We start from the raw sequence: 23,626 nt of genomic DNA, 5'->3' as shown, positions 1-23,626 counted from the left end.
CGAAACGCGTCGTCTGGTGAGCGTGGACGGTGGCGATGAGAAAGTCGGCATAGATCTTGCCGTTGCGCACGCTGGCCAGAATGCCCTGCCGGTCGGCGGCATCCATGTCGTAATGGATGGCGCCGACATCCTCTCCCACCTGATACCATTGGTCGAAGAAGCGGAAGCGCTCGGGATGGGCATCGCAAGCGGGCACGGTGGCGCCGGGGCGCTCGCTATAGATATCGCGCGCCAGTTCCTTGAGCGTATCGAGCTGGCCTTGCGACACCACATTATAGCCGGTGACGTGCAGCGGATTGACGCCGGGCGCCCCGCCGACACTGCCCACCCTGGCGGTAGCCTCGGTGCGCGCATAGGTCGGCCCGAAATGGCCGGTATCGGCAATGGAATAGAAGCTGACGAGGCCCGCCCGCCCCTTGCCGGTTTCCCGACAGCGCGCGGCGCGGGCTTCCTGCAGGTTTGGCCCGGTGCCGGCATGGACGATGTCCAGTGCGTCGAGGGCGGCGTCGGTGGCGATCATGCCCATGACGCCACAATCGAAAGTGTGGTTGTTGGCCCGGCTCACCATGGTGACGCCCATGGCCTTGATGGCCTCGCCCATGCGCAGAGGCGCCGCCGTGCCGGCGATGGCGCCATTTTCGAAGCGCGAAAAATCGATGAGGCTGGATTCCATGTTGGCGAAACCCACATCGGCCTCGGCGATGCGCTCGACAAGGGCGCGGAAGCGCTGGTCCTGCCGGGCGAGAGGCTGGGGCGCGATGAGATCGCCCACTGCCGCCACGGCAAAGGGGGTCTCGATCTTCATGACGATTTCAGCCTCGAGCTTGCGACCGTGCACCCGCTTGCCTTCCACAATGACGCCTTGCCGGATTAAGAGGCTGGCGAGGTGTTGCGGACAAGACCATCATCACAAAACGAGAACGCGTTATCACTACTGGGCTCCGCGACCTGCACAGGGGGCAGTCATAATCGCAAGGCTGGCCAACGCCTTGGTGCGCGCCGCCCCACTCCCGCACAAAGGACTGCCCCGCACCCCATGCTGATCGCCACCGCCGGACATATCGACCACGGAAAATCAACGCTGGTGCGGGCGCTGACCGGCGTCGAGACCGATCGCCTGCCCGAAGAGCGCAAGCGGGGCATATCCATCGATCTGGGATTTGCGCACTGGTTGCCGGGCGAAGGCGAAATCCTGGGCTTCGTCGACGTGCCCGGCCATGAGCGTTTCGTCAAGAACATGCTGGCCGGCGTAGTGGCGGCCGATTTTGCCATGCTGGTGGTGGCCGCCGATGACGGAATCATGCCCCAGACGGTGGAGCATGTGCAGATTCTCGACCTGCTCGGCATCGGCGCCGGCATGGTCGCGCTCACCAAATGCGACAAGGTTCCGGCAGGCCGGGTGCAGGAAATCCGCCGGGCGGTGGAAGCGCTTCTCGCCGGCACGGCTCTGGCCGGATCGCCGTTTTTTGCGGTCTCCGCCGCCACTGGCGAGGGCGTTGCCGATCTTGCCGCGGCGCTGCGCGAGGCAGCACGGCAGGAGCCGGAACGAAAAGCGGCGGGGCGGAATTTCCGCCTGGCGGTCGACCGGGTATTTTCCGTGCCCGGCAGCGGCACCGTGGTGACCGGCACCGCCGCAACCGGGGAATTGGCGACAGGCGACCGCCTGGTGCTTTCTCCCGGCGGGCAGGCGGTGCGGGTGAGAAGCCTGCAACGGGCGAGCCACGCGGTGGACCGCGTCGTCGCGGGAGATCGATGCGCACTCAACCTCAGCGGCATCGGCACCGAGGACGCCGGCCGGGGCGATTGGCTGGTCGTGCCCGCCATGCATGCCCCCACAGCCCATATCGCCGCGCGGCTGAAGATTCTTCCCGACAGGCCCGCACTGCGGCACAACGCGGAAATCCATGTGCATCTGGGCACCGCCGACATTGGCGCGCGCGTGCTCATGCGCGGGCAAAGCGCGCTGGCGCCGGGGTCGGAAGCCATGGTCGTGCTTGCCCTGGCCGAAGAAACCTCGGCCTGCGTGGGGGACCGCCTCATCATCCGCGACCATGCCGGCCAGCACACGCTGGGAGGCGGCCATGTCGTCGATCCCTTTGCGCGCAGACGCCAGAAAAAACAGCTGCGCGACGCCGTCTGGGCCGCCATCCGCCCGGGCCGGCCGCTCGAAACGCTGAACGCCCTGCTCGCCATCGAGGACCATGCCGTCATCCCTGAAATCTTCGAGCGCATGTTCAATCTCGACGCCGTCACGGCAGCAGAAATCTATCGGCAGGCCGACGCCCGCATTCTGGGCAGGAGCCGCAGGCAGGTGCTGCGCGACCGGGACGTTACGGCCATGGGCCAGCAGCTTGAGGACGTTCTCGAAACCCATCACCGCGATCACCCCACTGAGCCCGGCCTGCCACCCCGCCAGCTCGAGGCGGCCTTGCCGGCAGGAATTGTCGGCGATGTGCGCCAGGCAATCGTGCGGATGCTGATCGATGAGCGCCGCATCGAGGCCATCGGCACCATGCTGCGCCGGCCCGGCCATCTGGTTGCCGGCAATGACGAGGAGACGCGCGCCTGGCAGAGGCTCTTGCAGGTTGCCCATGACCGCCGGGAGTCGGCCTTTACCAGCGGGGAAATCGCCGGGCTGATGGGGATGGAAGAAAAGGACGCCATCTCCCTCATCATGCGCCGGCGCGGCTCGGGGGAAATCCGTCGCATCACCGACGATCGCTTCATGCTGGGGACGCGGCTGGCGGCCTATGCCCAGCTCGGCCTGGAGCTGTCCGCGCCATCGGGCCCCAAGGGCTTTTCGGCGGCGCAATATCGGGATGCAATCGGAACCGGAAGGGGCCTGGCCATCCAGATCCTCGAATTTTTCGACCGGATCGGGGTCACCGCCCGCAATGGCGAGTTGCGCCTCATCCGCAACGAATATGAGCGCATCCTGCGGCAGACGGCGAACCTGGAGCGCGGCATGTCCCCTCAGGTCTATCTGCAAAAGACCAGAAAGGGCCGCAGGTGAGTTTCGCCTCGCCGGACCCGGCCCTTCGCCCCAAAGACCTAGCTCCAGGAATTTTCGGCGTCGCTGTCGTCCATATCCTCGGCGACCTGCTGGCGAATGGCGTTCAGCACCGCCAGGACCGCCGGGGAGAGGCGGACGCCCTCGCGGGTGATGAGGCTGATCTCGCGCGTCATGCCCGGCAATACGATCGGCAGTTCGACGAGCAGCCCGGCGCGCAATTCGAGCCTGAACTGGCGGGCCGAGGCCAGGCCGATCATGTCGCTGACGCACAGCAATTGACGCACGATGGCCAGATCCGCCGATTCCACGATAGGCACCGGCGGCCTGAGGCCGGCCTCACGAAAGCAATGATCGAACAGCGCCCGGCTGGGGGACGCCGTCCAGGGCAGGATCCAGGCCGCTCCCAATATATCGGCAAGCGTCAGCGCATCCGCAGCGGCAAGCGGATGGCCGGCCCGGGCGATGACGGCCAGGCGGTCGGTAAACAGGGGCTCGATGGCCAGGTCCTGGTTCTGCTCGCCCTCGCGGGGCACCCCGACAATGGCATCGACATCGCCGGTGCGCAGATCACTCATCAGCCTCTCGAACGGGCTGTCGACGGTGGTGGTGCGGATCTGGGGAAACTGCATGGCCACCGAAGCGACCGCCATGGGAAAAATATAGGTCCGGCCCACCGGCAGGATGCCCACCACCACCGAGCCGGCAAGACTGCCCGATGCCGAGGCCAGCTCGGACCCCATGTGACGAAGCTCGGCAAAGACCCTCTTGGCCCGCACCACGAGCTTGTGGGCGGCATCGGTCGCCATCATGCCCTGGACGCCCCGATGGAACAGGGGTTCGCCCACCACCGATTCGATGCGCGCCAGCGCCATCGAGGCCCCCGACTGGGTTATGCCGAGATGGGCCGCCGCGGTGGAAATCTTGCGGCTGTCGGCCAGATGGATCAGCAGCTTCAGCTTGCGCCCGTTATAGAGCAGATGCATCAGGGCGCCGTTCGAATGCTGGACCGGGCGCCCCCTGGGCCGGGACAGTTCAGCGGCGGCCTGGGCCAGTTCCTCATCGATCCGAAGCGCGCGGACGAGGACGAGCTGCCCATAGGCGTTGAGCAGCACGCCACGCGAATTGCGCTCGAACAGCTTCACGCCCAAAGCCTGCTCAAGCTCGGCGATGGAACGGGTGACCGCCGACGGCGCCTTGAACAGCAGCTTGGCCGCCTGCGCGATGCTGTCATTGGCGGCGACCTGAAGGAACACCTGCAAATTCTTGAGCTGAAAGCTCAAATCCGCCGCGACATGGCCGCCGGCGGCAATAGTCCTGGTCTGCATTGGCCGGCCGCTCCGCACCGCGTTGGAAATTTCCGCACCGGACGGGCAATCGCGCCGCTCTGGCCGAGGCCCGGATGCCTGAAGGGAGAAAGACAAGAAAAATGTCCGAAATCAAGCTCTTCGACCTCTACATCGGCAACCGCCGCAAAGGCCCCTCATCCTGGCAGAAATCCGCCGAGCGCGATTTCGGCATCACCCAGGCGCATTTCCATGGCAAAAGCGGCGAGATCGCCCGCACCGGGATCTTCGCCCCGGACATCAGCGTCGGGGCCCTGATTCATGACGCAAGACGGGACGTCGTCTACGCCCTGGACGAGGCCCTGACCCTGCCCGGACGGCATCTGGGCGGCGGGGGGCAGGTCGTCGCGTTTCGCCGCGATCCGGCCACGGGGCAGCTGGAGGAATTCAGCCGTTCGCCCAGCTTCGGAACCCTGCCCGCCTATGCCGCACTCGACACCAGGGGCGAATTTCTCGTGGTGGTTCACCACACCGGGCACACGCCGATTACGCGGACGCGCCGCCGGGCCGATGGCGAAATCGCCATTGAGGTCGAATTCGACGAAGCCGGCACCGTGCTGTTTCCGCTCGCCCCCGACGGGGCGCTGATGCCACCCTCCGATATCTTCCGCCATCAAGGCTCCGGCGCCCTGCCGGCGCAGAGCCACCCCCAGCTCCACGGCATCGCGCGCGCGCCGGGCAGCGACTTCTTCGTGGTATGCGACAAGGGGGCCGACACAATACATTTTTTCGGGCTCGACCGGCGGGGACGAAAGCTGCTCCATCGGGACGACATGACCATCGCCGCGCCCGCCGGGAGCTCGCCGCGTTATTGCGTCTTCCACCCAAGCCTGCCGATCTTCTATGTCAATTTCGAAACCGCTCCTCTCATCCAGGCTTACCGCTACGACGCGGCTGGGGCGGTCGAACATATCCAGAGCCTGGCGCCCCTGCCCGAGGCGGCGGCCCAGTCATTGAAAATCATGCAGTCCGACCTCTGCATCCACCCAAATGGACAGCGTCTCTACAGCCTCATCCGGGGATCGGAGAGCGTCGCCGTGCTCGAGATCGCGCCGCATGACGGTACGCTCCGGCCTGTCCAGCACATGGCCCTGGGTGTCGAAAATGCGCGCGGCGCGGCCATCTCGCCCGATGGCCGGCATTTTGCCGTGGCCGCCCTGGTCAGCCGGGACGTCTCGGTCTGGGCCATGGACGAGGACGGCAATATCCTTCCCCAGCCGCGCCGCTATCCCCAGCATCACCCCGGCTGCGTGCTGTTCGTGCCCCGCTGAGGGGCAGCCATGCGTTTATGGGCATTGTCAGGGCCGGTGCCAGGGGCGATATCGAAGGCAGATTAAATCAGTTGGACAGGATTGTAGGACATGCGTTTTTCTCCCTTCCGCAAGCGCGACACCCGTCAGAACCGGCCCTTCGACCGCGCTCGCCAGGACAGCCCCCGCGAAAAGAACCTCAACGAAGCCTTCCAGGACATGCTGCTGCAAATCGTCCGCCTCTGAGGCAGGCTCAATTGCTCCCCGGAAACGCGTCGGCGGCGAAGCAGGACCTGCCCGGTAATCGCGTTCTCGTCGCGTAAAGCCGCCTGTTCGGCGGCTTTCACAATTCAGGTTGACCCGCCCAGATATCGGCCTGCTCGCATATGGCGGCCCGTATCAGCGAGACCGCCGGCGATGGCAGCGCTTCGTTCCGTTCCAATAGTGCGGTTTCACGCGCAGTGCCGCCCAAGGGAATGGGAAGCCGCGCAACGCTGCCATTTCGCAGCTCAAATGCGAATTGTTGGGGCGATGCGAAGGCCAGCATGTCCGAGCACAGGACAAGTTGCCGGATGAATTCGGTGTCGGTGGATTCGACCGCCGCTTCGGGCACGGCCATATCCGCCGCCGCAAAACAGCTTTCGATCAGTCTCCTGCTCAGCGCCTCCCGCCGCGGCATGATCCAGTCGGCATGAGACAATTGCCCAAGCGAGGGGCAAGGCCCCGCCAGCAGCGGGTGGCCGGATCGCAGAAATATACCCAACTCGTCCCCACCCAATACCGTGACGCGCAGACCGGATTCCTCGATGGCAGAGCCCGCCACGCCGACAACGAGATCGATCCGCCCATCAGCCAGCGCAGAGAGCATCCGATCGAAAGGCAGGGTCATGGTGCGGATTTTCACCCTTGGATGAGCGCGGCGAACCTGGATGACGGCAGCGGGAACCAGATGCAAGCGCGCCACCGTGAGAAGCCCGAGGACGACCGTTCCCGCGATATCACCGGCAGCGCTATCGAGTTCATCGCAAAGCGCGCGCAGTTCGGCCTCTATTCGATTGATATGCTTGAGGAGGGATACGCATTGATCGCTGGGGCGCAGCCCCCGGCGCGTCCTCTCGAACAAAGGCGCGCCCAGGGTTCGCTCCAGCCGACCCAGCGCCATCGATATTCCCGGCTGGGTCATGCCGAGGCCGTCCGCCGCGGCGCGCGCGCTTCCCTGCCTGACCAGCTCGAGCACCAATCTCTGGCGAGCGCCATTTCCCAATACATGGCGCAGGGTATGAAGCGACGGCGAAACTCGCTCGGCGCTCTGAAAGAGCTCGGCGGCCAGATCTATTTCCGCTTCGATCCGAACGGCCCTGGCCCGCACCAGCTCGCCGGCCGATGACAACCGCACCCCGGCGGCATGGCGCTCGAGCAGGGATTGGCCGATCGCCTGCTCGAGGCTCTCGATCGAACGCATGATCACCGAGGCCGCGCAGTTCAACCGCCGCGCAGCGCCGGCAAAACTCCCCTCCTCCGCAACGACGGGCAGAAGCCTGAGGTTCTGAAGCTCGTCCAGCAATCGTGTTGACGTGAAATCGATCATATTCCGCCGTCTATTCGGACCCGCCGGCCGCAAGATACGGACGGCGAACCCGAAAGTTACCCGCAACCGGGCGGCCCCGGCATTGCTTTTGCGTTATGGGTCGATCAAAAAGCTTTACCCCAGCGCACTTTTCTATGCGGACCTGGCAATCGCGGGGCTCATCAGTTCATGCCAGTTGGCGGGCAATTCGACGCGACGCGCGGTCGGATAGCCATGGCTTTGGTTCTGGATGAAGCCCTTGCTCTGGTTCCGACCCGGATCCCCGCTAAGGACGATGCCGATGGTTTCGGGCCTCACAAACACCGGGACCAGCCGGTCGGGATCGTCCGAGGTCACATACGCGTCCGATACCATGCCCTCGGCATGAAGCTGCTTCAGGTCGTATTCGGTATAACCCAGCTCCCAGGCATGCCGCTTCAAGGTTCGGACGGACATGCTGGTATTCTCAAAAATATATCGCTGCACATCGCTCCGCGACAGGCCCTCGCGGGCGAGAATCCTGGCAACGCCCGGGCTCATCACCAGGATCGGGCAATTCTTGGCCTTCTTGATGCCGGTATGCGCCCAGCCAGCGCAGCTTCCCCCGAAGATTTCGACGAGCGTGTCGAGATGTTCCCTGGCCGTGTCGCCGGCCGTGTAGATCGGAATGGTCGAGGCCAGCGTGCTTTGCACGGTGACGACATTTTCGCCGCGTGAGAACCCCATATGTTCCGCGAAGGAGGTCCAGCCAACCTCGCTCACCGCCTCCTCGTTCTCGGCCAACACCACATTCATCCCCTGCCCGATGGAGGATTTGTCGGTATCGTCCGGCCAGGGGCGGATGCCGACGATATTGCGCAGATACAGCCGGGCAAAGCGCCCGATGGAGGTATTGGCCTGCCGCCCGACGCGCAGCACGCCCGCTCCGCTGTTGAACCCCAGATCCTTCACCATCGGCCCATTGACGATCACCATCGGCTCCAGCCCCGGGGAGGCCCCGAAGTCGCGGGCATAGAACTGTGGATCGGCCATCGCTTCGACGATGGCGATCAGGATCGGCATATATTCGGGCCGACACCCCGCCATGACCCCGTTAACCGCCGCCGTCCAGACGGTGGCCTCGCGGTTTTCGGGCTGGATGACCCCCAGCACCTGGGCCGGATCACGGTCGGTAAAGCGCAGAAAGGACTCGACCCGCTCAACCGTGGGCGGAATGATCGGGAGGCCGTCCGTCCAGCGGCGGGTGAGGAAAAACTCATTGACCTCATCCAGCGTCCCCCGGCACACAATGGCGCGCGGCTCGGGCTCTTTCTCCCTTGCAGCGGCGGGGGCGATCCGGGTCAGCTGGGCGATGATATTGGGAACCAGAACCTGTGCGGTGTTGCGCTCCAGTTCCTCCTTGCTTTGCGTCATGATCACACCGGGAAACTCGGCAATTCCCAGATCGGCAACGCCCTCCCCCCGCGCATTGGCCCTGCCCTGGTTCAGGAAAGCCGTCGCGACAATGGTGGCCGAGGGAAAGCCGGCGCGCTCGGCGACGATGGAGGCCCGCACGACGGCCGGTGTGCAGGTTCCGCAGCTGCCGACACCGGTAATGACCGCATCCACGCCCTGCTCGGCCAGGCGCTGCGCCAGAACGGGCAAGGCCTCCTTGCCATGTCTGGGGCCATGGATATTGCCGAAGATCTCCGGCCCGACAAACCGAATGCCGGGAAAACGCGCCGTCATCTCCCTTTCGATGACGGGCCGCATTTCATCATGGCGAAAACCGTAATGGGACAAGTGCGCGATCGTCGCCCGGGAGAGGTCGGCAATGCGGGGTTGCGCACCGATATCGGTGACCGTGGAGCGACCTAGCGGCCATAGGGCGCTATAGATAGCGTCTGTCATTTCTTGCTACTCACATGAAATTTCACGGATCGCTTGCAGGCCATGAGCCCCGTCCAAGCGCCGCGGGATTTGATGTGCCATCCTAGCCGACCACTGGATTCCTGCCGTCTGCAAAGAGCTGATAGGTCATTGTTCAAACGTTACATTCCGGCGGCCACGCGCGAACGGCCCGCGCGCTGCGCCACTGGGTCCGCTATTGGAACCGATGCGATCAGCTCTTTGGTGTAGCTTTCCTGCGGCGCCCCGAACACGAGCCCCGAAGGCCCCTGTTCAACGATCCGCCCGCGCCGCATGACAATCGCGCGGTCGGCAAAGCTCGACGCAACGGCAAGATCATGGGTGATAAAAAGGCAGGCAAAGCCGAGCTCCCGCTGCAATTCCTTCAGCAGACGCAGCACCTGATCCTGCACCGAGACATCGAGGGCGCTTGTGGGTTCGTCCGCGACCAGCAGCGCCGGCCGGCGGATCAGCGCCCTTGCTATGCTGACGCGCTGGGTCTGCCCGCCTGAAAGCTCGTGGGGATATTTGGCTCGGACGGAGCGCGGCAGCCGCACGGCATCGAGCAGTTCATCGATCCGCGCCGAAACATCCTTGGCCTCATATGTGCCTTCGCGCAGCAGCGGAGCCCCGATTGAATAAGCCACCTGGTGGTGAGGGTTCAACGAGCCATTGGGGTCTTGAAAGATATAGCCCAATCCCCGCCGTACCCGCCGGATATCGCGCCTGCCCGCTGCGTAAAGGTCGATCCCTCGGAGCAGGACCGTCCCCTCGCTCGGCTTTTGCAGGCCCGCGACGGCCCGCGCAAGCGTCGACTTTCCCGAACCCGATTCACCGACAACGGCAAGGGTTTCGCGCTCATTCAGGGTAAGGCCGATCTTGTCCACGGCCAGGAAATGACCACGGCCGAATCCGCGCGCGAACCGCACGCTCACATCCTCCAGTTCGAGGACGGCAGATAAAGAAGGCGGCGCGGTCCCCTCGGACGTGTTCATCTTCGGAACCGCGGCCAGCAGGCGGCGGGTATACTCATCCTTCGGGGCCGCAAACAGCTCAAAGGTATCCGCCGTCTCGACGACATGGCCATCATTCATCACGACGACCCGATCGGCGATATCCGCAACAACGCCCATATTGTGGGTGATGATGATGATCGACGTCCCGAAGCGGTCGCGCAGGTCATGCAGCAGCGACAGGATTTCAGCCTGCACCGTAACATCGAGTGCGGTGGTGGGTTCGTCCGCGATGATGATCTGGGGATCGCAACTGAGCGCCATCGCGATCATCACACGCTGCTTCTGGCCCCCGGAAAGCTGATGCGGATAGAAATTCACCCTCTCCCGCGGCTCGGGAAAATCCACGATCCGCAGCAATTCGATGGCGCGCTCGCGCGCCTCATCGCGAGAGACATGCTTATGCGCACGGATCGCATCGATCATCTGCGATCCTATGGTGAAGACCGGATTCAGGGCTCGTGAGGGCTCCTGAAACACCATCGACGCCTTGGTGCCACGCAGTTTATTGAAGCTTTCCTCATCCAGCCCGACGAGTTCTTCCCCCAGCAGCCTGATGGAGCCACTGATGCGGGCGGTTCGTGGGTGCAGCCCCAGGATCGCGCGCGAGGTGACCGACTTTCCCGAGCCGGATTCGCCGACGATCGCCAGAATCTCGCCGCGCTTCAAGACCAGGCTGACGCCTTTAACGACCTCGAATACGCCGCCCATGGTGCGGAACGAGATATTGAGGTCATCAAGGGCCAGGATGATTTCACCGGCATTGCCTGGTGCAGCGGCCGCATTCGCTTGCCCCGCCGTCATGCCGTCGTCATGGATCGACATAGCTGTTTCCCTCAATTCGCGCTGCGCGGGTCGAGTATGTCGCGCAGACCATCGCCGAGAAGATTGAAGGACAGCACCGCCAGCATCAGTGCCATCCCCGGAGCGATCACGACCCATGGCGCCGTGGCCATATAGGCCTGCCCATCCGCGATCATTCCACCCCAAGACGGCGTCGGAGACGGGATGCCCATGCCCAGGAAGCTCATGCCGGCCTCCGTCAGCAAGATGATCCCGATCTGCTGCGTGGCCATGATCAGGATTGGCGGCACGACATTGGGAAGCACTTCGCGCAGCACGATCTGCCAATCGCTGGCGCCCATGACGCGGGCAGCGCTCACATAGTCGCTGCCACGCATGGCCAGGGTACTGCCACGCACCACGCGGGCGGTCAGCACCCAGGACGTCAGCGACAGCACGATGATCAGGTTCTGAATGCTCGCGCCCAATACGGCGACAAAACTCAGGGCGACGATCAGCGTCGGCAGCGTCATCATGATATCGACGACGCGCATGATGGCCGCGTCCACGACGCCCCCCACATATCCGGCAACCAGCCCCAGCGTCACCCCGATCAGGGTTCCGCACAGAACAACGCTGAGGGCGATAGAGATGGAATATCGGCTCCCGATCAGGACACGCGCCACGACATCGCGACCCAGCTGGTCGGCGCCGAAAATGTAGCCGCCGAGCCCCTCGCTGAACCATTCAGGCGCCTTGAGGCGGGCCGCCAGGTTCATTTGATCAGGGCCCGAATGTGAGCTCCAAAGGCCCAGCAGGCAGGCCAGCACAATGATCGTGACGCCGCAAAGGCCAATGACGAACAATTTGCTGCCAAGCATTTTTTTACGCAGGATGGCGGCTCGGCCGGGCGCCGGATCCGTGGGGTTCCCGAGAGTGTCCCCGATGTTCTTGGTCAGCACCGTCATCTCCCTAGGACGCAACAATTCGCTTGTCGAGCACGGTGTAGAGCGCGTCGACAACAAGGGCGAGCACCGTGTAGATCAGCCCTGAAATCAGCAGGATCGACTGAATGAGCTGGAAGTCGCGCGCTGCGATGGCATTGGCCATAAGCAATCCGATGCCGGGCCAGTTGAAGATTCGCTCCACGATCAGCGAACCCGCCAGAACGCCACCGATCTGACTGCCGACCACGGTCAGCAACGGAAGAGCCGCATTCTTGAACGCATATTGCCAATGGACCCGCCGCTTCGGAATACCGCGCGCGCGGGCAGCCATGATGTAGTCCTGCCCCAGCGCGCCAATCATGCCGGACCGCAGCATGCGCGTCGAAAGCGCGTAGTCCTGGGAGGCAAGGCACAGGGCCGGAAGGATGATATATTCGATGCCGCCCGAACCCGATGTCGGCAGCCAGCCGAGCTTGACCGCAAAGACCAGGACCAGCAGCACGGCCAGCCAAACCGAGGACATCGACTGCCCGATCAGGGCGGCGAACATGGCCATGGAATCCCAGACCGTTCCGCGCCTGATGGCGGCGAGCATGCCCAGCGGGATAGCGATCCCCAGGGAAATGAGCATGGCGGCAAAGCCCAGAAGCGCCGTGTTGGGCAGGGCCCGCCCGATCAGCGTCGCAACATCCTGCTGGTAGAAATAGGAGTAGCCGAAATCGCCGCGCACAAGATTGCCCACATAGCGGAAATACTGGACCACGGGCGGCTGATCCAGACCCATGCGCGCCTCCATGGCGGCAAGCTGTTCGGCGGTGGCATCCACCGGCATCAGCAGCGCCGCCGGGTTGCCGGGCGCCAGGCGGACCAGCGCGAAGGCGATCACCGAAATGCCGAACAGCACGACCCGCGTTTGCAGGACGCGGCGCATGCCCTGGCCGGTCAGCGCCCGGAGGTCGGAGCGGGCCGCGCCCGCCCCCTCCGGTTCCTGGGCAGGGGATCCGGGCCCTGAGGCCCGGCCTACCGCGGCAGGGTTATCACCCACGGCCTCAATCCTTATGCATGAAGCGGAAGTCTGCGACCATATCCGGGAACGACACGAAACCCGAGACCCCCGAAGCGCTGGCGGTCACGCCCGTGGGCTCGTAAAGATAAAGGCCCGGGGCAAAGTCGTTCATGATGTGCCGATAGGCTTCCGCCGTGATCTCGCCGCGCTTTTCCAGATCCACGGCAACGCCAGCCTCGCCCGCAAGCCGGGTGACTTCAGGGTTGGCATAGCCGGTGTTGAAACGGTCGCGCCCGATCAGGCTGGTGATCTGGGTGAAGCTGTCGGCATTCACCATGGTGAACGAGTTCATGTAGAGATCGTAGTTCCCGGCGGAAATATATTCCTGGAAAGTCGCCGTTTCGAGCGTCTGCACCGCCAGGTTGATGCCCGATCCGGCCGCCATCGCCTGGATGGTCTCGCCGATTTCCTTGCCCTGCGCGAAAAGACCGTTGGGCAGGTAGAAATTCAGCGCCCGCCCGTCATAGCCCGATTGCTGGACCAGGGTCGCGGCGCCCTGCGGGTCATAGTCGTATCCGGGGTTTTCGCGATAGCCCACCGAGCCGGGCATGGACGGCCAGGTGGATACGCGGCCGCCGCCCAGCAGGCTGGTGACGATCGCTTGCCGGTCGATGGACTTGGAGAGCGCCTGCCGCAGGAGCGGGTCGGCGAAAGCACTGCCCTCCTTGACGCGCAGGCCGATATAAACCTGGGAATTCTCGATGTAGGACTCGATCGAGAAGCCTTCGTCCTCGAGGCGCTTGGCCTCATTGACCGGGACCTTCTGGATGATGTCGACCTCTCCGGCCAGCAATGCGGAAATGCGGCTTTGTTCGGCAGGAGAGTAGCGATACTGGATGGTCGACACATTGGTCTGGTTGTCGTCGGTCCAGCCCCACCAATCGTCCTTCTTTTCCAGCACGACCGTGCCGGTCGGGCCGTCGAATTCAACAACGGCATAGGGCCCGGTGCCAATGGGAGCGGCAAAATAGCCCGCCGGATTGGCCGCGAAGGCCGAGGCGTCCAGAACCGGCGTCCGGGAGGCAAGATTGAGGAAGATCGGCATTGGAGCCGAGAAGCGCACCACGGCGGTATGCGCGTCAGGCGTTTCGACCGTATCGACCACATCCCAGGCGCGCGCGTTGGGCAGCTCGGGGCTCTTCAGACGCAGAATGGTGAAGGCGATGTCTTCCGAGGTCATGGGCTCGCCATTGTTGAAGACCACGCCGCCACGAACGCTCAAGGTCACGGACAGGCCATCGTCCGCCCACAGCCACTCCGTGATCGCGCCCGGCGTATAATTGCCGTTGTGATCCGAAGAGACGAGCATGTCGCCCCACAGCATCGCAATCGAGTCCTGCCCGACGCCGTTGACGGCGTAGCGGTCCAGCCCCGCCATGTTCTCGATGCCCTGGATCCTGACGGTTTCCTGCGCAAGACCCTGGCTCGTACAAGCCAGAACCGCGGTGAATCCCAGCGCGGCGAAAGTCCCGAATTTCGGCCGAATAAAGCCCATATTCTCCATCCTCCCATTCATGAGCCGCCAGGCTCGGCGAGCCTTTGGCGACGTGGCGATTGCTCTGTCCCGGCGATCCCCAAGACAGGCCCAAGCTGTTTTACCTTGCAGCACTGGGCCCGCAGAAACCTGGTTATGTGAAGTTGGTCTTGTCCCTTGTTATAGGGGCGCCGCCTTAGCCGGCGCGGACCACGACGCAGCCGGGGCGGGTAAACGATGTCCGCCTCCCCGTATCGATCAGCGTCCCATCGGGCTGCACGCCCAGACTGGCGACGGCCGCAGTGCCGACCAGCGCCACCAGCAGGAATTTTCCGTCGGCGGTGAAAGCCGCCCCCCTTGGATTGTCCCCCTCGATGCGCAGGGTCTGCACCCGTCGCAGCCCGCCGGTTCCGACGTCGACTTCAAAGACGGAAATCGCGTTGCAACGCCTGACCAGGCTGTAGAGAAAGCGCCCGGAGGGATCGAAGAGCAGGTCGGACGGCTCGGCCTCGGCCAGCGCGAAGGCACCGTCGGCAGGAAGCACCTCCGCCTCGCCCAGCCTCTCCACCCTGCCCTTCTCATCATAGCGGAAGGTCGTGATGAAGGGGGCCCGTTCGTGGTTGACGTAAAAATGTGGCGCGCTGGGATGGAAAACCGCATAGCGCGGCGCGGTTCCATCCGGCTCCGCAAGGCGGCCGGTCAAGATGAGGCGATGCGTGTCGCAGTCGATCCCGAACAACAGGACCTCATCGGTGCCCTTGTCGCAAACGACAAAGAAGCGCCCATCGGGGGAAGGCACGACACAATGGGCCGCCGCGCTCCGCCAATGCGGGGCCGAGCGCGGCCCATGGTGGTGATGAATATCGCAGATCTCACCTATGCCGCCGTCCGGGTCCAGGCGAAACAGCGCGGTGGTGGCGGGATCGGCAACGGGAATAACCCGGAACATGCCGTTTTCGTCCCGCTCCGCCGTGGTGATCTGGATGGGACGGGCATGGTTGGTGGCAAGCAGATAGTCCCGCGCCACATCCGTCGTGATGTACGAGGTCAGCGAGGCATAGGCAGAGTTGCGGCTCATTTCCACGAGGTCGCCGGTTTCCGGATCGATCCGAAAGGCGAAGACCCGGCCGCCGCTGCCCGGACCAAGATCGGGATTGTTGGACCGCTCATCGGCGCAGTACAGGATATCGCGATCCCGATCGAGATACATGGCACCGACACAGATGCCGGGCATGACGGTCCTCAGGGGCTCAAGCGTCGCGGTAGCGCTGTCCAGCCTGCAAATGGTGATGCCCAGATCGTCGCCATCGATCTTCCAATTGCCGACATAGGCGAAGACAGCATCGTGTGCGTCAGCCATGATCGCCTCCTTCACGACTTGTCCGGAAGGCGGTTCAGCCTGACGCCATGCATGCAGAGCACGCCATCCTTCAGGTGAAAGACGCCGCGATCCGACTCGGCCCGCCGCAGATCGGTGGTGAAACTCAGCGTGTCGGTTCCCCCATATCGGTCATGGAAGTGCAGCGCTCCATCCTTGGATATCTCGAATTGGGTCCAGGCGCTGGCGAAGCCGAGTTCGCAGTTTCCGCCGGGCTCGAAGCGTGCATGAGCCATGGCCCCATCCCCGCGCCAATATCCGAGCAGTGCGGCACGCAGCGCGCCGGCATCGAATGCCTCTTCATCCCGCGAGGCATTTATCGGCGCCGCTTCAGCCGAACCGCCGGCAAAGCGTCCCGCTTCGGTCAGCCATTGCACGACAAAGCGCGCGCTCATCCCCAGCGTATCGCCATAGGCCGGATCGACCGGCATCCAGCCATGCGTCGCGCCCTCCAGGAAGGCGATGCTCTTGTCCTTGCTCGCCGCCCGGCGGTAGGACCATTCCGCAGCTATGAACTCGTAGCCGCCGGTACGCCCCATAAGCAGAAGAGGGCAGGAAATCCTGGCGACATTGCCGCTGGAACACGTAAGGCTGCTCCCGAAATCAATGCCGCTCAGATAGTCCTGACCATAATCATAGCTTTCCTCCACGGTTACCGCGGTCCAGAGATAATCCTTGACCGTGGTTACAAATGCGGAATTCAGATTCCCGGCAAAAGCAGGATTGTTCTGGTCGCGCCGAACGCTGTGAACGAGCTGGTTCGTGATGGTCCCATCGGGATGTATCAACGGCCATGGGGATTCCGTCCGGCTCAGCAGTTTCAAATCCGCCGCAAACAGCTTCGGCGCATTGTTGATGCCGATGGCGCCGGGAACAATGAAGGGTTCGTTATCCCGATAGGCGCTTTCGCCGCGCTGGATCGCCTGCCAACGGGCCTGGGCCTGTTCCAGCAGGGCGTAGTACCGGGCCCGTTGCGCCCTGAGGAACCGCGCCTTGAAATCATCGGAGAACGCACTGTTTCCATCAGTTGCATAGCCGTTTTCGGGCCGCAACGGATCGAGCGCGGGATCGATGCGATAACCGTCGGCCTCGTCACCCCAAGCTGGATTGATCGACATGAGATGCATCACGGTGGTGCCGAAATTCGCGTCGAGCAGCATAAGGCCGTCCGCTGCCCCAACCTGCATGTCGGGGATCGGCAAATGACGCTCCGGTCCTTGAAAAACCTTGGCGCCATTCTCGGCAATCGCCTGATATGCGCTCATCAGCGCCGCGCCTCGGCTTTGCCCCATCAGCACGACGGTTCCGGCCATCTGCCGGAACAGGGCCATGCAGGCGTTCATCGACTGGAACTGATCGATGAACGAGCTTTTGTCCGGCACGCAGAATGCCGTCTGCACCCCGTACTCCGCCAACGCCTTCAAAAATGGCGATTCCAGCGAAGGGTTCAAGCCGCCATGCATGGAGACAACCATGAGCCCCTCGGCCCCGGGCGCACGGCGCTCTGGCGTGTATACCAGAATATTTGCCCCGGCGACGCGGCTATAGCTACGGCTGATCTCGACCTTGCCGGCCGGCGGCACCCGAGACATGGCCAGCGCGGTCATGGCTTTTCCGCTCCGGGAGCGGAACCGGATTCAGATTGCCCCGATAGCCCGTATTCTCGTCGAACGAACAGACGGGTCAACCGATCAAGCTCCGAGATACATCCACTCTTCGGCTCCACTTCGCTCCCGACATCGATATAGCCCAAATCATCATTGGCACTGGGCCAGCTGGGAAGACCGGGGCCGTTCGGATTGCCCGTCGCGACAAAATTGGCCACATACGACGTCATGATCTCCGCAAGGGCACGATCGGCCTCGCCCCAGGGCCTGCCCCGCGAAACGTCCGGCTGAAGCGTACCGAACAGGTACCATGTGTCGGAGCCATGCCAGCCAAGACCGTGAGCCGGAACGCGGGATGTTCCGCGATCGGTCGGCGAGGCGGGAACCTGATGGCTCCACAAATAATTATAGGCGCGGCCGCTCCCTCCTTCCGCCTTCAGATACTGGCCGAACAGGCGATTCAGCATCAGGTTGCGGCTGATATTCGTGCGCTCGCTGCCGACAAGGCCATGGCATGAAATGGACCGAGCCACATCCCACGCGGTATCGTCTTCGACCGTGACCAGGGACGACACGCCGCCCGAAGGCGCCAAATCCCCCAGCAGCGCCGCAAAATGGCGGTCGAACGCATCGACGCTCTCGAACGGCGCCGGCTGGGCAGGAGGAGTGAAGTCGGGGTTTCCGGAAGATCGGGCGAACGGGTCCGCCTCGCCCAGAACGAGGCCGCTCATCCAATCCATATCCAGACCATGAAGCTGGATGCCTTCCCGCAAATTTTTGTAAGGAAGAACGTCGTCGCTCACCATGTCGTCAGGCAGGAGCGCCCTGTCCACCGGCTGCATGAACACGGACGCATCCAATTTGCGCAGATCCGCCAGCGATGTATCGGGGTCGATGCCAAGCCTTCGCAAAAGGGCCAGTCCCCGTTCTTCCTGAACCGATTGCGGCACAAGCGGCTGCATCCATTTGAGCCCGCTGACGCTCACCACCCGCCTGACATGGTTTCGGCTTTGGGGAACCGCCGCGATTGCGGCAGCCTTCTGGGCGCCGCCCGACTGTCCGCCGACCGTTACATTCGCAGGATCACCGCCAAACCCGGCGATATTGGCATAGATCCATTCCATGGCCTTGAGCTGGTCCAAAAAGCCGTAATTGCCGCTTTTACCCTGCTCCTGGCGCAACTGGGGCAGCGCGAGATAGCCGAAAACATTCAGCCGCTGCGCGACGCTGACAACGACGATCCCTTTGGAGGCCAGTATGCTGGGATCCGTCGAGGCTTCCGCCGCAAATCCGCTGGTCAGGCCACCCCCGTGAAACCAGACATAGACCGGAAGCTTGTCATTGGCCGATCGGGCGGGCGTTGCAATATTGAGATAGAGGCAATCCTCGCTCATGGGAGGAACCTGGCCATAATGCCCCGGAACGTAACCCTCCCGCAGGAACCAGTCGCTGTAGATATGCTGGAGGGCGCCAGGCGCAATCCTGTTGCACTTGCGCACACCCGTCCAGCTCACCGCCTCTGCCGGTGGCGCCCAACGCCTGTCGCCAACTGGCGCCGCCGCATAGGGAATACCGCGAAACACGCTCAGGCCGACTGACCTTTCCTCGAAGCGCTCGCCCGACACCTGGCCCAAACTGGTCTGTACAATATCGATCATGGCGATCCTCCTGCCCAGGCTCGTATGGCCGGCGCCTCTGGCGATCAAGGGCCGTACCGGCTGCTATAACGATTCAGAAGGTCAGTATAAGAAGGCGGGACAACCCGGGATTGGCCAAGGCCGCAGAATGGCTCCAGCGCCACGCCCCGGCCCACCGGGCCAAATGGCTCGCACCCGTTTTAACGATTGGGCCGGATGACCTGAAGGACCGCCGGCGCGCCCGATTCCGGCTCGTTTCGCGCTTTCCCGTCGACGCCCCTAGCGGAAGCGCGCGGCGGCCTCGGCAATGACGGCGAGCTTGCCCTCCGCCGTATCCGAGCAGCAGATCGGGTTGTCGGCGAAGGTGGCGAAGCCGCAATCGGGATGGAGCAGCAGACGCTCGCGGCCGAAAAGGTCGATCCCCGCCCCGATGCGGGCGGCGACTTCATCGACCGTCTCGACACTGCCGTGCTTCTGGTTCACGACCCCCACCCCGATACGCGCATCCTGCGGCAGCGTGCGCAGGATTTCCATTTCGCCGGCGCGCGGCGTGCACATTTCAAGCAGATAGGCCCCCACCCGAATCTGGGACAGGGTATCGACCAGCGGCGCATAGTCGCCGGCGAGCGCGACGCTCTCATCGGGAGTCCAGTTGCCCCGGCAGACGTGCAGCCCGATACGCTCCCGAGGCAGGCCGTCGATCACGGCGTTGAGCAGATCGCGGGCAAAAGCCAGCTCATGCGCCGCACCCCGGGATTCCGAGAGCGCTCCGCACATGAAGGAGCGCTTGTTCTTGGCGCCGCTGAACACCACCTCCGAAAGCACCGGCTCGTCGAACTGCACCAGCGCGGCGCCGGCATCCATCAGATCGGCCAGCTCCTCGCGCAGCACCGCGACGATATCCTCAGCCAATTCCTCCCGATGCGCATAGGCGCGATCCGAGATGCATTCCATCCACATGGTTCGCGTGAGCAGATAGGGCCCGGGAAGGGAGACCTTGACCGGCCGGTCGGTAACCGTACGCAGGAAATCAACCTCGTGGCCGACCAGCGGCCGGTCCCGTTCCAGCCGGCCGAAGACCGCGGGATGGCGAATTTCGCCGGCCGGAATATCGAGCGCCCTCAACTCGGCGGCGAATTCCTCGGGATCGTCGACCAGCGCAAGCAGGTCGGTGAGCGGAATGAGCTGGCAATTCTTCAGACGGCCGGCGACGAAGCTGGCATAATTGTCGCGACGCTGCTCGCCATCGGTGAGAAGATCGACGCCCGCCTTTTCCTGCGCCGCCACGCAGAGGCGGACAGCATCGTCGGCCGTTTCCTGAAATTCCGCCTCCGACAGACGCCCTTCCATATGGGCGTGCATCGCGGAGACCATCCAGCGCGGACGCGGCCAGGAGCCGATTCCAGTGACGGCAAGCGGCGGAATGGCGGGCGCGGCAACCGGCGCGCGCCTTTGCGGCGCCAGCGGCGGGGGCACTGTCTGAAGGGCCTCCGCCGGAAGCCCCTGCCCGTTGCGCTCGGCATAGCTGCCCTTGCTGACCAGAAAGGACATGCGCCGCCCGTTTTTCGTCCATGACACAAGCTCGTTGCCGGTCAGCCGACACCAGGAGGGGAGATCCAGTTCAACCGATATCTCGGTCGATACGATTTCGAGCAGCCCCCCTCTGGGCAGCGGGTCGATATGCTTGCGGATAAGCAGCAGCAGCCCATTGCCGCAATCGAGATCGCCGCCATCGAAGGAAGTATCGGGATTGTGCCGGTGCGCGGCGATGGGCAGCATGATGCGTCTCCTGCATTGTTTTCGGGGCGGACGCCGCGGCGCCCGCCCTTTTATCGTCCAGCTAGACCGCCAGGGGCCGACGGCGGGCCAATTCGTAGCCGAGGGCTCCGGCGGCCAGCACCAGTACGGCGATGACGATGGCCATGGCGGGCGAGAAACCGGGCTCGGGCGCGGCGACAACGGCCACGGGGGCCGGGGCGATGGCCGGCGCGAAGGAGGCCGGATGAACGCCCGCCGCCAGGACCGCGTTTTCCAGCGTGGCGGTGGTGTCATAGGTCCGCGCCAGCATGGCCCGGCCGGTATCCTTCAGGATCGCCTGGCCGGCGACGCGCCCCTGACCGAGCACGAGGTCGATATTGGCCTGGTTCGGGCTGCCCAGATTGACCGAGCGGTTGCCCTGCGCGTCCTCGATATGCCAGTCGGTCACGTGACCGCCCTCAATGGCGCCGACCGCGATCTTGAAATAGCTCTCGGGACCATTGGCGACGCCACCGGGAGCGATGCGGATTTCCTGCTTGTTGACGAGCATGAAGCCGAAGCCATGCCCGGTGGGACATCCCACCGGATAGACGGAAAAGCGGGGATCGCCGGCATAGTCGTCGCCGAAATTGAGACTGAAGGCCTTGCCATAGACCTTGAGGCTGGCCTTTCCCTCCTCGAAGGCAGTGGGCCAGGGCGAGAGGAAGGCGACCACGTCGCCATCTTCGAGCACCAGCGCCTTGCGCGCGGCAGTGTCCTCAATCATCAGATCCGGTTGCACCGGGCCCAACGTCCTGCTGCCGGTGACGGCGCCGCCCTCGACGATATCCAGCGTCACCGTTCCGGCGGCCGGATCGAGCGCGGCGACCCGCAGGGTGCGCTCCCCGACAGTCCAGGACTGGCCGACCCCGGCAAAGCCGGAGAATACCTGTTCCTCCGCCAGCAATAACCGGTCCATGCGCACGCCGGAGAGCCAGTCGAAGGTCAATTGTTCGCGCGAAATCTCACGGGCCTGCCCCTGATTGTCGAGCTGCGTGAAACCGGTTCCCCACCAGCCCGGCTCGCTGGTGGACAGCACCGGCGAGCCGAAGGCCCATTCCCAATCGGTGCCGGCTATGGTGCGCACATGGAGAGTGTGATTGGTCAGCGTCTCGTGACCGACCGTGGCGTAGTAATTGTAGACCGTACCGCCGACGACAGCGCTTCCCCCGGCAGGAATGGTCACGTCTTCCGCCACCGCGATGGACATGTCGAAGTCGACATAGATCGGCAGGCGCGAAAGCACCGGCAATTGTTCGCCGCGCAGCGCCACTTCACCGCCCCAGCTATCCTCCAGATAGACGAGGCCGCCGGCAGGAATGACCACCTCTCCATTCTCCACCCGGCTCTGGCGGATGAAGACGCCGTCATATTTCAGCGGCTTGCGGCCGAAATCGTCGCTGACGGAACGGCCCTGCGGCAGACCGGGCAAGCCAGGCACATAAGCCGGCGTTACCCGCCAGTCGTTCGGGGTGACGAAGGGCGGCGGAGCGATGTCCGCTTCCGCGATCGGGAAGGCCAGGGGACGGCCCGGCTGGGCCGGCGTCAGGATGTCAGCATAATTGCCGGCCAGGGCGGGAGTGGCGAGCGCGAGCAGGCTCGTCGCGCAAAGAAATGCACGCCTCATGATAATCTCCGGTTTGGAAAAGGTTCAGGCTGCGGCCGGACGCGGGCAGCTCGTCGAACGGCGTGTGAGGAAAAGCGTGCCCCAGCCCACAAGCAGCAGCATGTTAAGAAACAGCATCCATTTGGGAACGCCGGCCAGGACCGTGCCCACCACGCCGAGGCCGATGACGGACAGCACCGGCATGAGGCAGCTCACGCACAGGGCCGAGACGGCGACCAGGCCGCCGCCCGCTGCGAGCCCGGCCGAGGCCGCCCCCTGCCCGCGCCGACCGATCTGCAAGGCGAAGACGGCAAAGGCGACGCCGAGCCCCACCGTAGCGGCGGTGAAATATTCCTGCATGCGCCAGAAGCTGATAGCGAAGGCCTCGGGGCGGGAATAGCTGAGGCTGCCACTGCTGAATTCATCGAGTAAAAACCCGCATTCTTCGGCGGCCTGCGCACTGGTCGGCATCTGGAAAGCCAGATAGCTGACCCCGACATAGCCCAGGACCGCCAGCAAGAACGCGATCAGCATCCTGCGATAAGGGATCATTGCCGGTCCCTCCGCGCTTAGTAGGAGATCGAGGGCGCGCCCTCGCTCATGAACTCGACCAGCTTGGCGCCGCCGACGATGACAGCACCGTCGACGAGGCTGGCTTTATCCAGGGCACGCTTCTTGAAACAGGGAGAGCAGACATAAATTCGACCGCCGGCAGCGGCGAAATTGGCCATCAGCTCCTTGAGGGGCGCGAAGCCCTCCTCGTGAATATCGTCGGCATAGCCCCGCTGGGAGAGCCGGGTGCCCTCGATGGAGAGAAACACCACGGTTTCCTTGTCCGAGGCCACGGCCGCATTGGCGATAACAAAGCCGACGGTCGCCTTGTCGGTGTCGTTCCCGGCGCAGCTGATGGATATGACGAATTTTCCCGGCATTTATGCGTTCTCCCGAAAATCTGGCGGTTAGCGCCAGTCGTTGCGTGATCGAATCCAGAAGGCGTGCGTCTGCGGATCGCGATGCAGCAGGGTGTTTCGCGTCATCCGGCACCAGGCCGGAAGGTCTTCGCTGGCGCCGGCATCGCCCGCAACCAGCTTCAGGACCTTGCCCGGCATGCGCTTGAGACGGAGCCGAAGCAGCAGGACGAGCTCGCCGCAGCCGAGCGAGCCGGCATCCCAAAGCTCATCCTCCTGCGGCAGGTCACCCATCCTCATCGCCTCCCTGGCATCCGAAGCTCGCACTCTTCGTGATGGCGTCACCTTAT

Annotated in this window: 19 protein-coding genes; 3 read left to right on the top strand and 16 right to left on the bottom strand. The window is 63.9% G+C overall.

Features of this window, described 5'->3' with window-relative positions:
• The coding region (locus VDP82_RS02225) for a CapA family protein (protein ID WP_323013206.1) at positions 1–838 on the bottom strand (838 nt) is incomplete at its 3' end.
• 198 nt (positions 839–1,036) lie between these two features.
• On the opposite strand from VDP82_RS02225, the gene selB reads away from it, so the two are divergent.
• Entirely contained in the window at positions 1,037–3,013 is a 1,977-nt protein-coding gene (selB, locus tag VDP82_RS02220; RefSeq protein ID WP_323013205.1) for a selenocysteine-specific translation elongation factor, read from the top strand.
• A 38-nt stretch (positions 3,014–3,051) separates the two neighbouring features.
• On the opposite strand, the gene VDP82_RS02215 is transcribed toward selB, so the two are convergent.
• Positions 3,052–4,338 (bottom strand): LysR family transcriptional regulator, encoded by a 1,287-nt coding sequence (locus VDP82_RS02215; protein WP_323013204.1) that lies wholly within the window; start codon positions 4,336–4,338, stop codon positions 3,052–3,054.
• A 101-nt stretch (positions 4,339–4,439) separates the two neighbouring features.
• Between VDP82_RS02215 and VDP82_RS02210 the strand changes: the two genes are divergently transcribed.
• On the top strand, positions 4,440–5,627 hold the full coding sequence (locus tag VDP82_RS02210; protein WP_323013203.1) for a lactonase family protein: 1,188 nt from the start codon (positions 4,440–4,442) through the stop codon (positions 5,625–5,627).
• A gap of 90 nt (positions 5,628–5,717) precedes the next feature.
• Positions 5,718–5,852 carry a hypothetical protein gene (locus VDP82_RS02205; RefSeq protein ID WP_323013202.1) on the top strand — a complete coding sequence of 45 codons (135 nt, stop codon included), beginning with the start codon at positions 5,718–5,720 and terminating at the stop codon, positions 5,850–5,852.
• Positions 5,853–5,949: 97 nt separating this feature from the next.
• Here the strand turns inward: VDP82_RS02205 and VDP82_RS02200 are convergent, their stop codons facing one another.
• The 14 genes from VDP82_RS02200 to VDP82_RS02135 form a co-directional block, all read right to left on the bottom strand.
• Positions 5,950–7,194 carry a LysR family transcriptional regulator gene (locus VDP82_RS02200; protein ID WP_323013201.1) on the bottom strand — a complete coding sequence of 415 codons (1,245 nt, stop codon included), beginning with the start codon at positions 7,192–7,194 and terminating at the stop codon, positions 5,950–5,952.
• A 132-nt stretch (positions 7,195–7,326) separates the two neighbouring features.
• Entirely contained in the window at positions 7,327–9,063 is a 1,737-nt protein-coding gene (locus VDP82_RS02195) for a hypothetical protein (protein ID WP_323013200.1), read from the bottom strand.
• Between the two features lie 140 nt (positions 9,064–9,203).
• On the bottom strand, positions 9,204–10,898 hold the full coding sequence (locus tag VDP82_RS02190; RefSeq protein ID WP_323013199.1) for an ABC transporter ATP-binding protein: 1,695 nt from the start codon (positions 10,896–10,898) through the stop codon (positions 9,204–9,206).
• 11 nt (positions 10,899–10,909) lie between these two features.
• Positions 10,910–11,818 carry an ABC transporter permease gene (locus VDP82_RS02185; protein ID WP_323013198.1) on the bottom strand — a complete coding sequence of 303 codons (909 nt, stop codon included), beginning with the start codon at positions 11,816–11,818 and terminating at the stop codon, positions 10,910–10,912.
• A gap of 10 nt (positions 11,819–11,828) precedes the next feature.
• Complete coding sequence (locus tag VDP82_RS02180; RefSeq protein ID WP_323013197.1) at positions 11,829–12,848, bottom strand: ABC transporter permease; 1,020 nt, start codon at positions 12,846–12,848, stop codon at positions 11,829–11,831.
• Positions 12,849–12,852: 4 nt separating this feature from the next.
• Positions 12,853–14,364 (bottom strand): ABC transporter substrate-binding protein, encoded by a 1,512-nt coding sequence (locus VDP82_RS02175; protein ID WP_323013196.1) that lies wholly within the window; start codon positions 14,362–14,364, stop codon positions 12,853–12,855.
• Between the two features lie 175 nt (positions 14,365–14,539).
• Entirely contained in the window at positions 14,540–15,703 is a 1,164-nt protein-coding gene (locus VDP82_RS02170; protein WP_323013195.1) for a lactonase family protein, read from the bottom strand.
• A gap of 11 nt (positions 15,704–15,714) precedes the next feature.
• The gene (locus VDP82_RS02165) at positions 15,715–17,328 is read right to left on the bottom strand and encodes a hypothetical protein (protein WP_323013194.1); all 1,614 of its coding nucleotides are present in this window, start codon (positions 17,326–17,328) and stop codon (positions 15,715–15,717) included.
• Positions 17,325–18,986 (bottom strand): carboxylesterase family protein, encoded by a 1,662-nt coding sequence (locus VDP82_RS02160; RefSeq protein WP_323013193.1) that lies wholly within the window; start codon positions 18,984–18,986, stop codon positions 17,325–17,327. Before VDP82_RS02160 ends, VDP82_RS02165 begins: the two co-directional genes overlap by 4 nt.
• Before the next feature lie 258 nt (positions 18,987–19,244).
• Positions 19,245–20,744 carry a 5-methyltetrahydropteroyltriglutamate--homocysteine methyltransferase gene (locus VDP82_RS02155; RefSeq protein WP_323013192.1) on the bottom strand — a complete coding sequence of 500 codons (1,500 nt, stop codon included), beginning with the start codon at positions 20,742–20,744 and terminating at the stop codon, positions 19,245–19,247.
• 61 nt (positions 20,745–20,805) lie between these two features.
• Positions 20,806–22,389 carry a hypothetical protein gene (locus tag VDP82_RS02150; protein ID WP_323013191.1) on the bottom strand — a complete coding sequence of 528 codons (1,584 nt, stop codon included), beginning with the start codon at positions 22,387–22,389 and terminating at the stop codon, positions 20,806–20,808.
• 24 nt (positions 22,390–22,413) lie between these two features.
• Entirely contained in the window at positions 22,414–22,920 is a 507-nt protein-coding gene (locus VDP82_RS02145; RefSeq protein ID WP_323013190.1) for a hypothetical protein, read from the bottom strand.
• Positions 22,921–22,937: 17 nt separating this feature from the next.
• Positions 22,938–23,300, bottom strand: coding sequence for a DsrE family protein (locus tag VDP82_RS02140; protein WP_323013189.1), 363 nt, complete (start codon positions 23,298–23,300; stop codon positions 22,938–22,940).
• A gap of 27 nt (positions 23,301–23,327) precedes the next feature.
• A partial coding sequence (locus tag VDP82_RS02135) for a sulfurtransferase TusA family protein (protein WP_323013188.1) occupies positions 23,328–23,626 on the bottom strand: 299 nt, incomplete at its 5' end.

Origin of the sequence: Devosia sp. (genome assembly GCF_034675085.1) — a bacterium.
In the GTDB taxonomy this organism is placed as follows: Bacteria; Pseudomonadota; Alphaproteobacteria; order Rhizobiales; family Devosiaceae; genus Devosia.
This window is presented reverse-complemented; position numbering and strand designations above follow the sequence as displayed.

Bases quoted from the DNA above. Each gene is read 5' to 3' on its own strand.
- VDP82_RS02210 (WP_323013203.1), top strand. From the start codon at position 4,440: ATGTCCGAAATCAAGCTCTTCGACCTCTACATCGGCAACCGCCGCAAA.
- VDP82_RS02190 (WP_323013199.1), bottom strand. From the start codon at position 10,898: ATGTCGATCCATGACGACGGCATGACGGCGGGGCAAGCGAATGCGGCC.
- VDP82_RS02160 (WP_323013193.1), bottom strand. From the start codon at position 18,986: ATGATCGATATTGTACAGACCAGTTTGGGCCAGGTGTCGGGCGAGCGC.
- VDP82_RS02155 (WP_323013192.1), bottom strand. From the start codon at position 20,744: ATGCTGCCCATCGCCGCGCACCGGCACAATCCCGATACTTCCTTCGAT.
- VDP82_RS02145 (WP_323013190.1), bottom strand. From the start codon at position 22,920: ATGATCCCTTATCGCAGGATGCTGATCGCGTTCTTGCTGGCGGTCCTG.
- VDP82_RS02195 (WP_323013200.1), bottom strand. From the start codon at position 9,063: ATGACAGACGCTATCTATAGCGCCCTATGGCCGCTAGGTCGCTCCACG.
- selB (WP_323013205.1), top strand. From the start codon at position 1,037: ATGCTGATCGCCACCGCCGGACATATCGACCACGGAAAATCAACGCTG.
- VDP82_RS02205 (WP_323013202.1), top strand. From the start codon at position 5,718: ATGCGTTTTTCTCCCTTCCGCAAGCGCGACACCCGTCAGAACCGGCCC.
- VDP82_RS02215 (WP_323013204.1), bottom strand. From the start codon at position 4,338: ATGCAGACCAGGACTATTGCCGCCGGCGGCCATGTCGCGGCGGATTTG.
- VDP82_RS02200 (WP_323013201.1), bottom strand. From the start codon at position 7,194: ATGATCGATTTCACGTCAACACGATTGCTGGACGAGCTTCAGAACCTC.
- VDP82_RS02175 (WP_323013196.1), bottom strand. From the start codon at position 14,364: ATGGGCTTTATTCGGCCGAAATTCGGGACTTTCGCCGCGCTGGGATTC.
- VDP82_RS02165 (WP_323013194.1), bottom strand. From the start codon at position 17,328: ATGACCGCGCTGGCCATGTCTCGGGTGCCGCCGGCCGGCAAGGTCGAG.
- VDP82_RS02140 (WP_323013189.1), bottom strand. From the start codon at position 23,300: ATGCCGGGAAAATTCGTCATATCCATCAGCTGCGCCGGGAACGACACC.
- VDP82_RS02170 (WP_323013195.1), bottom strand. From the start codon at position 15,703: ATGGCTGACGCACACGATGCTGTCTTCGCCTATGTCGGCAATTGGAAG.
- VDP82_RS02150 (WP_323013191.1), bottom strand. From the start codon at position 22,389: ATGAGGCGTGCATTTCTTTGCGCGACGAGCCTGCTCGCGCTCGCCACT.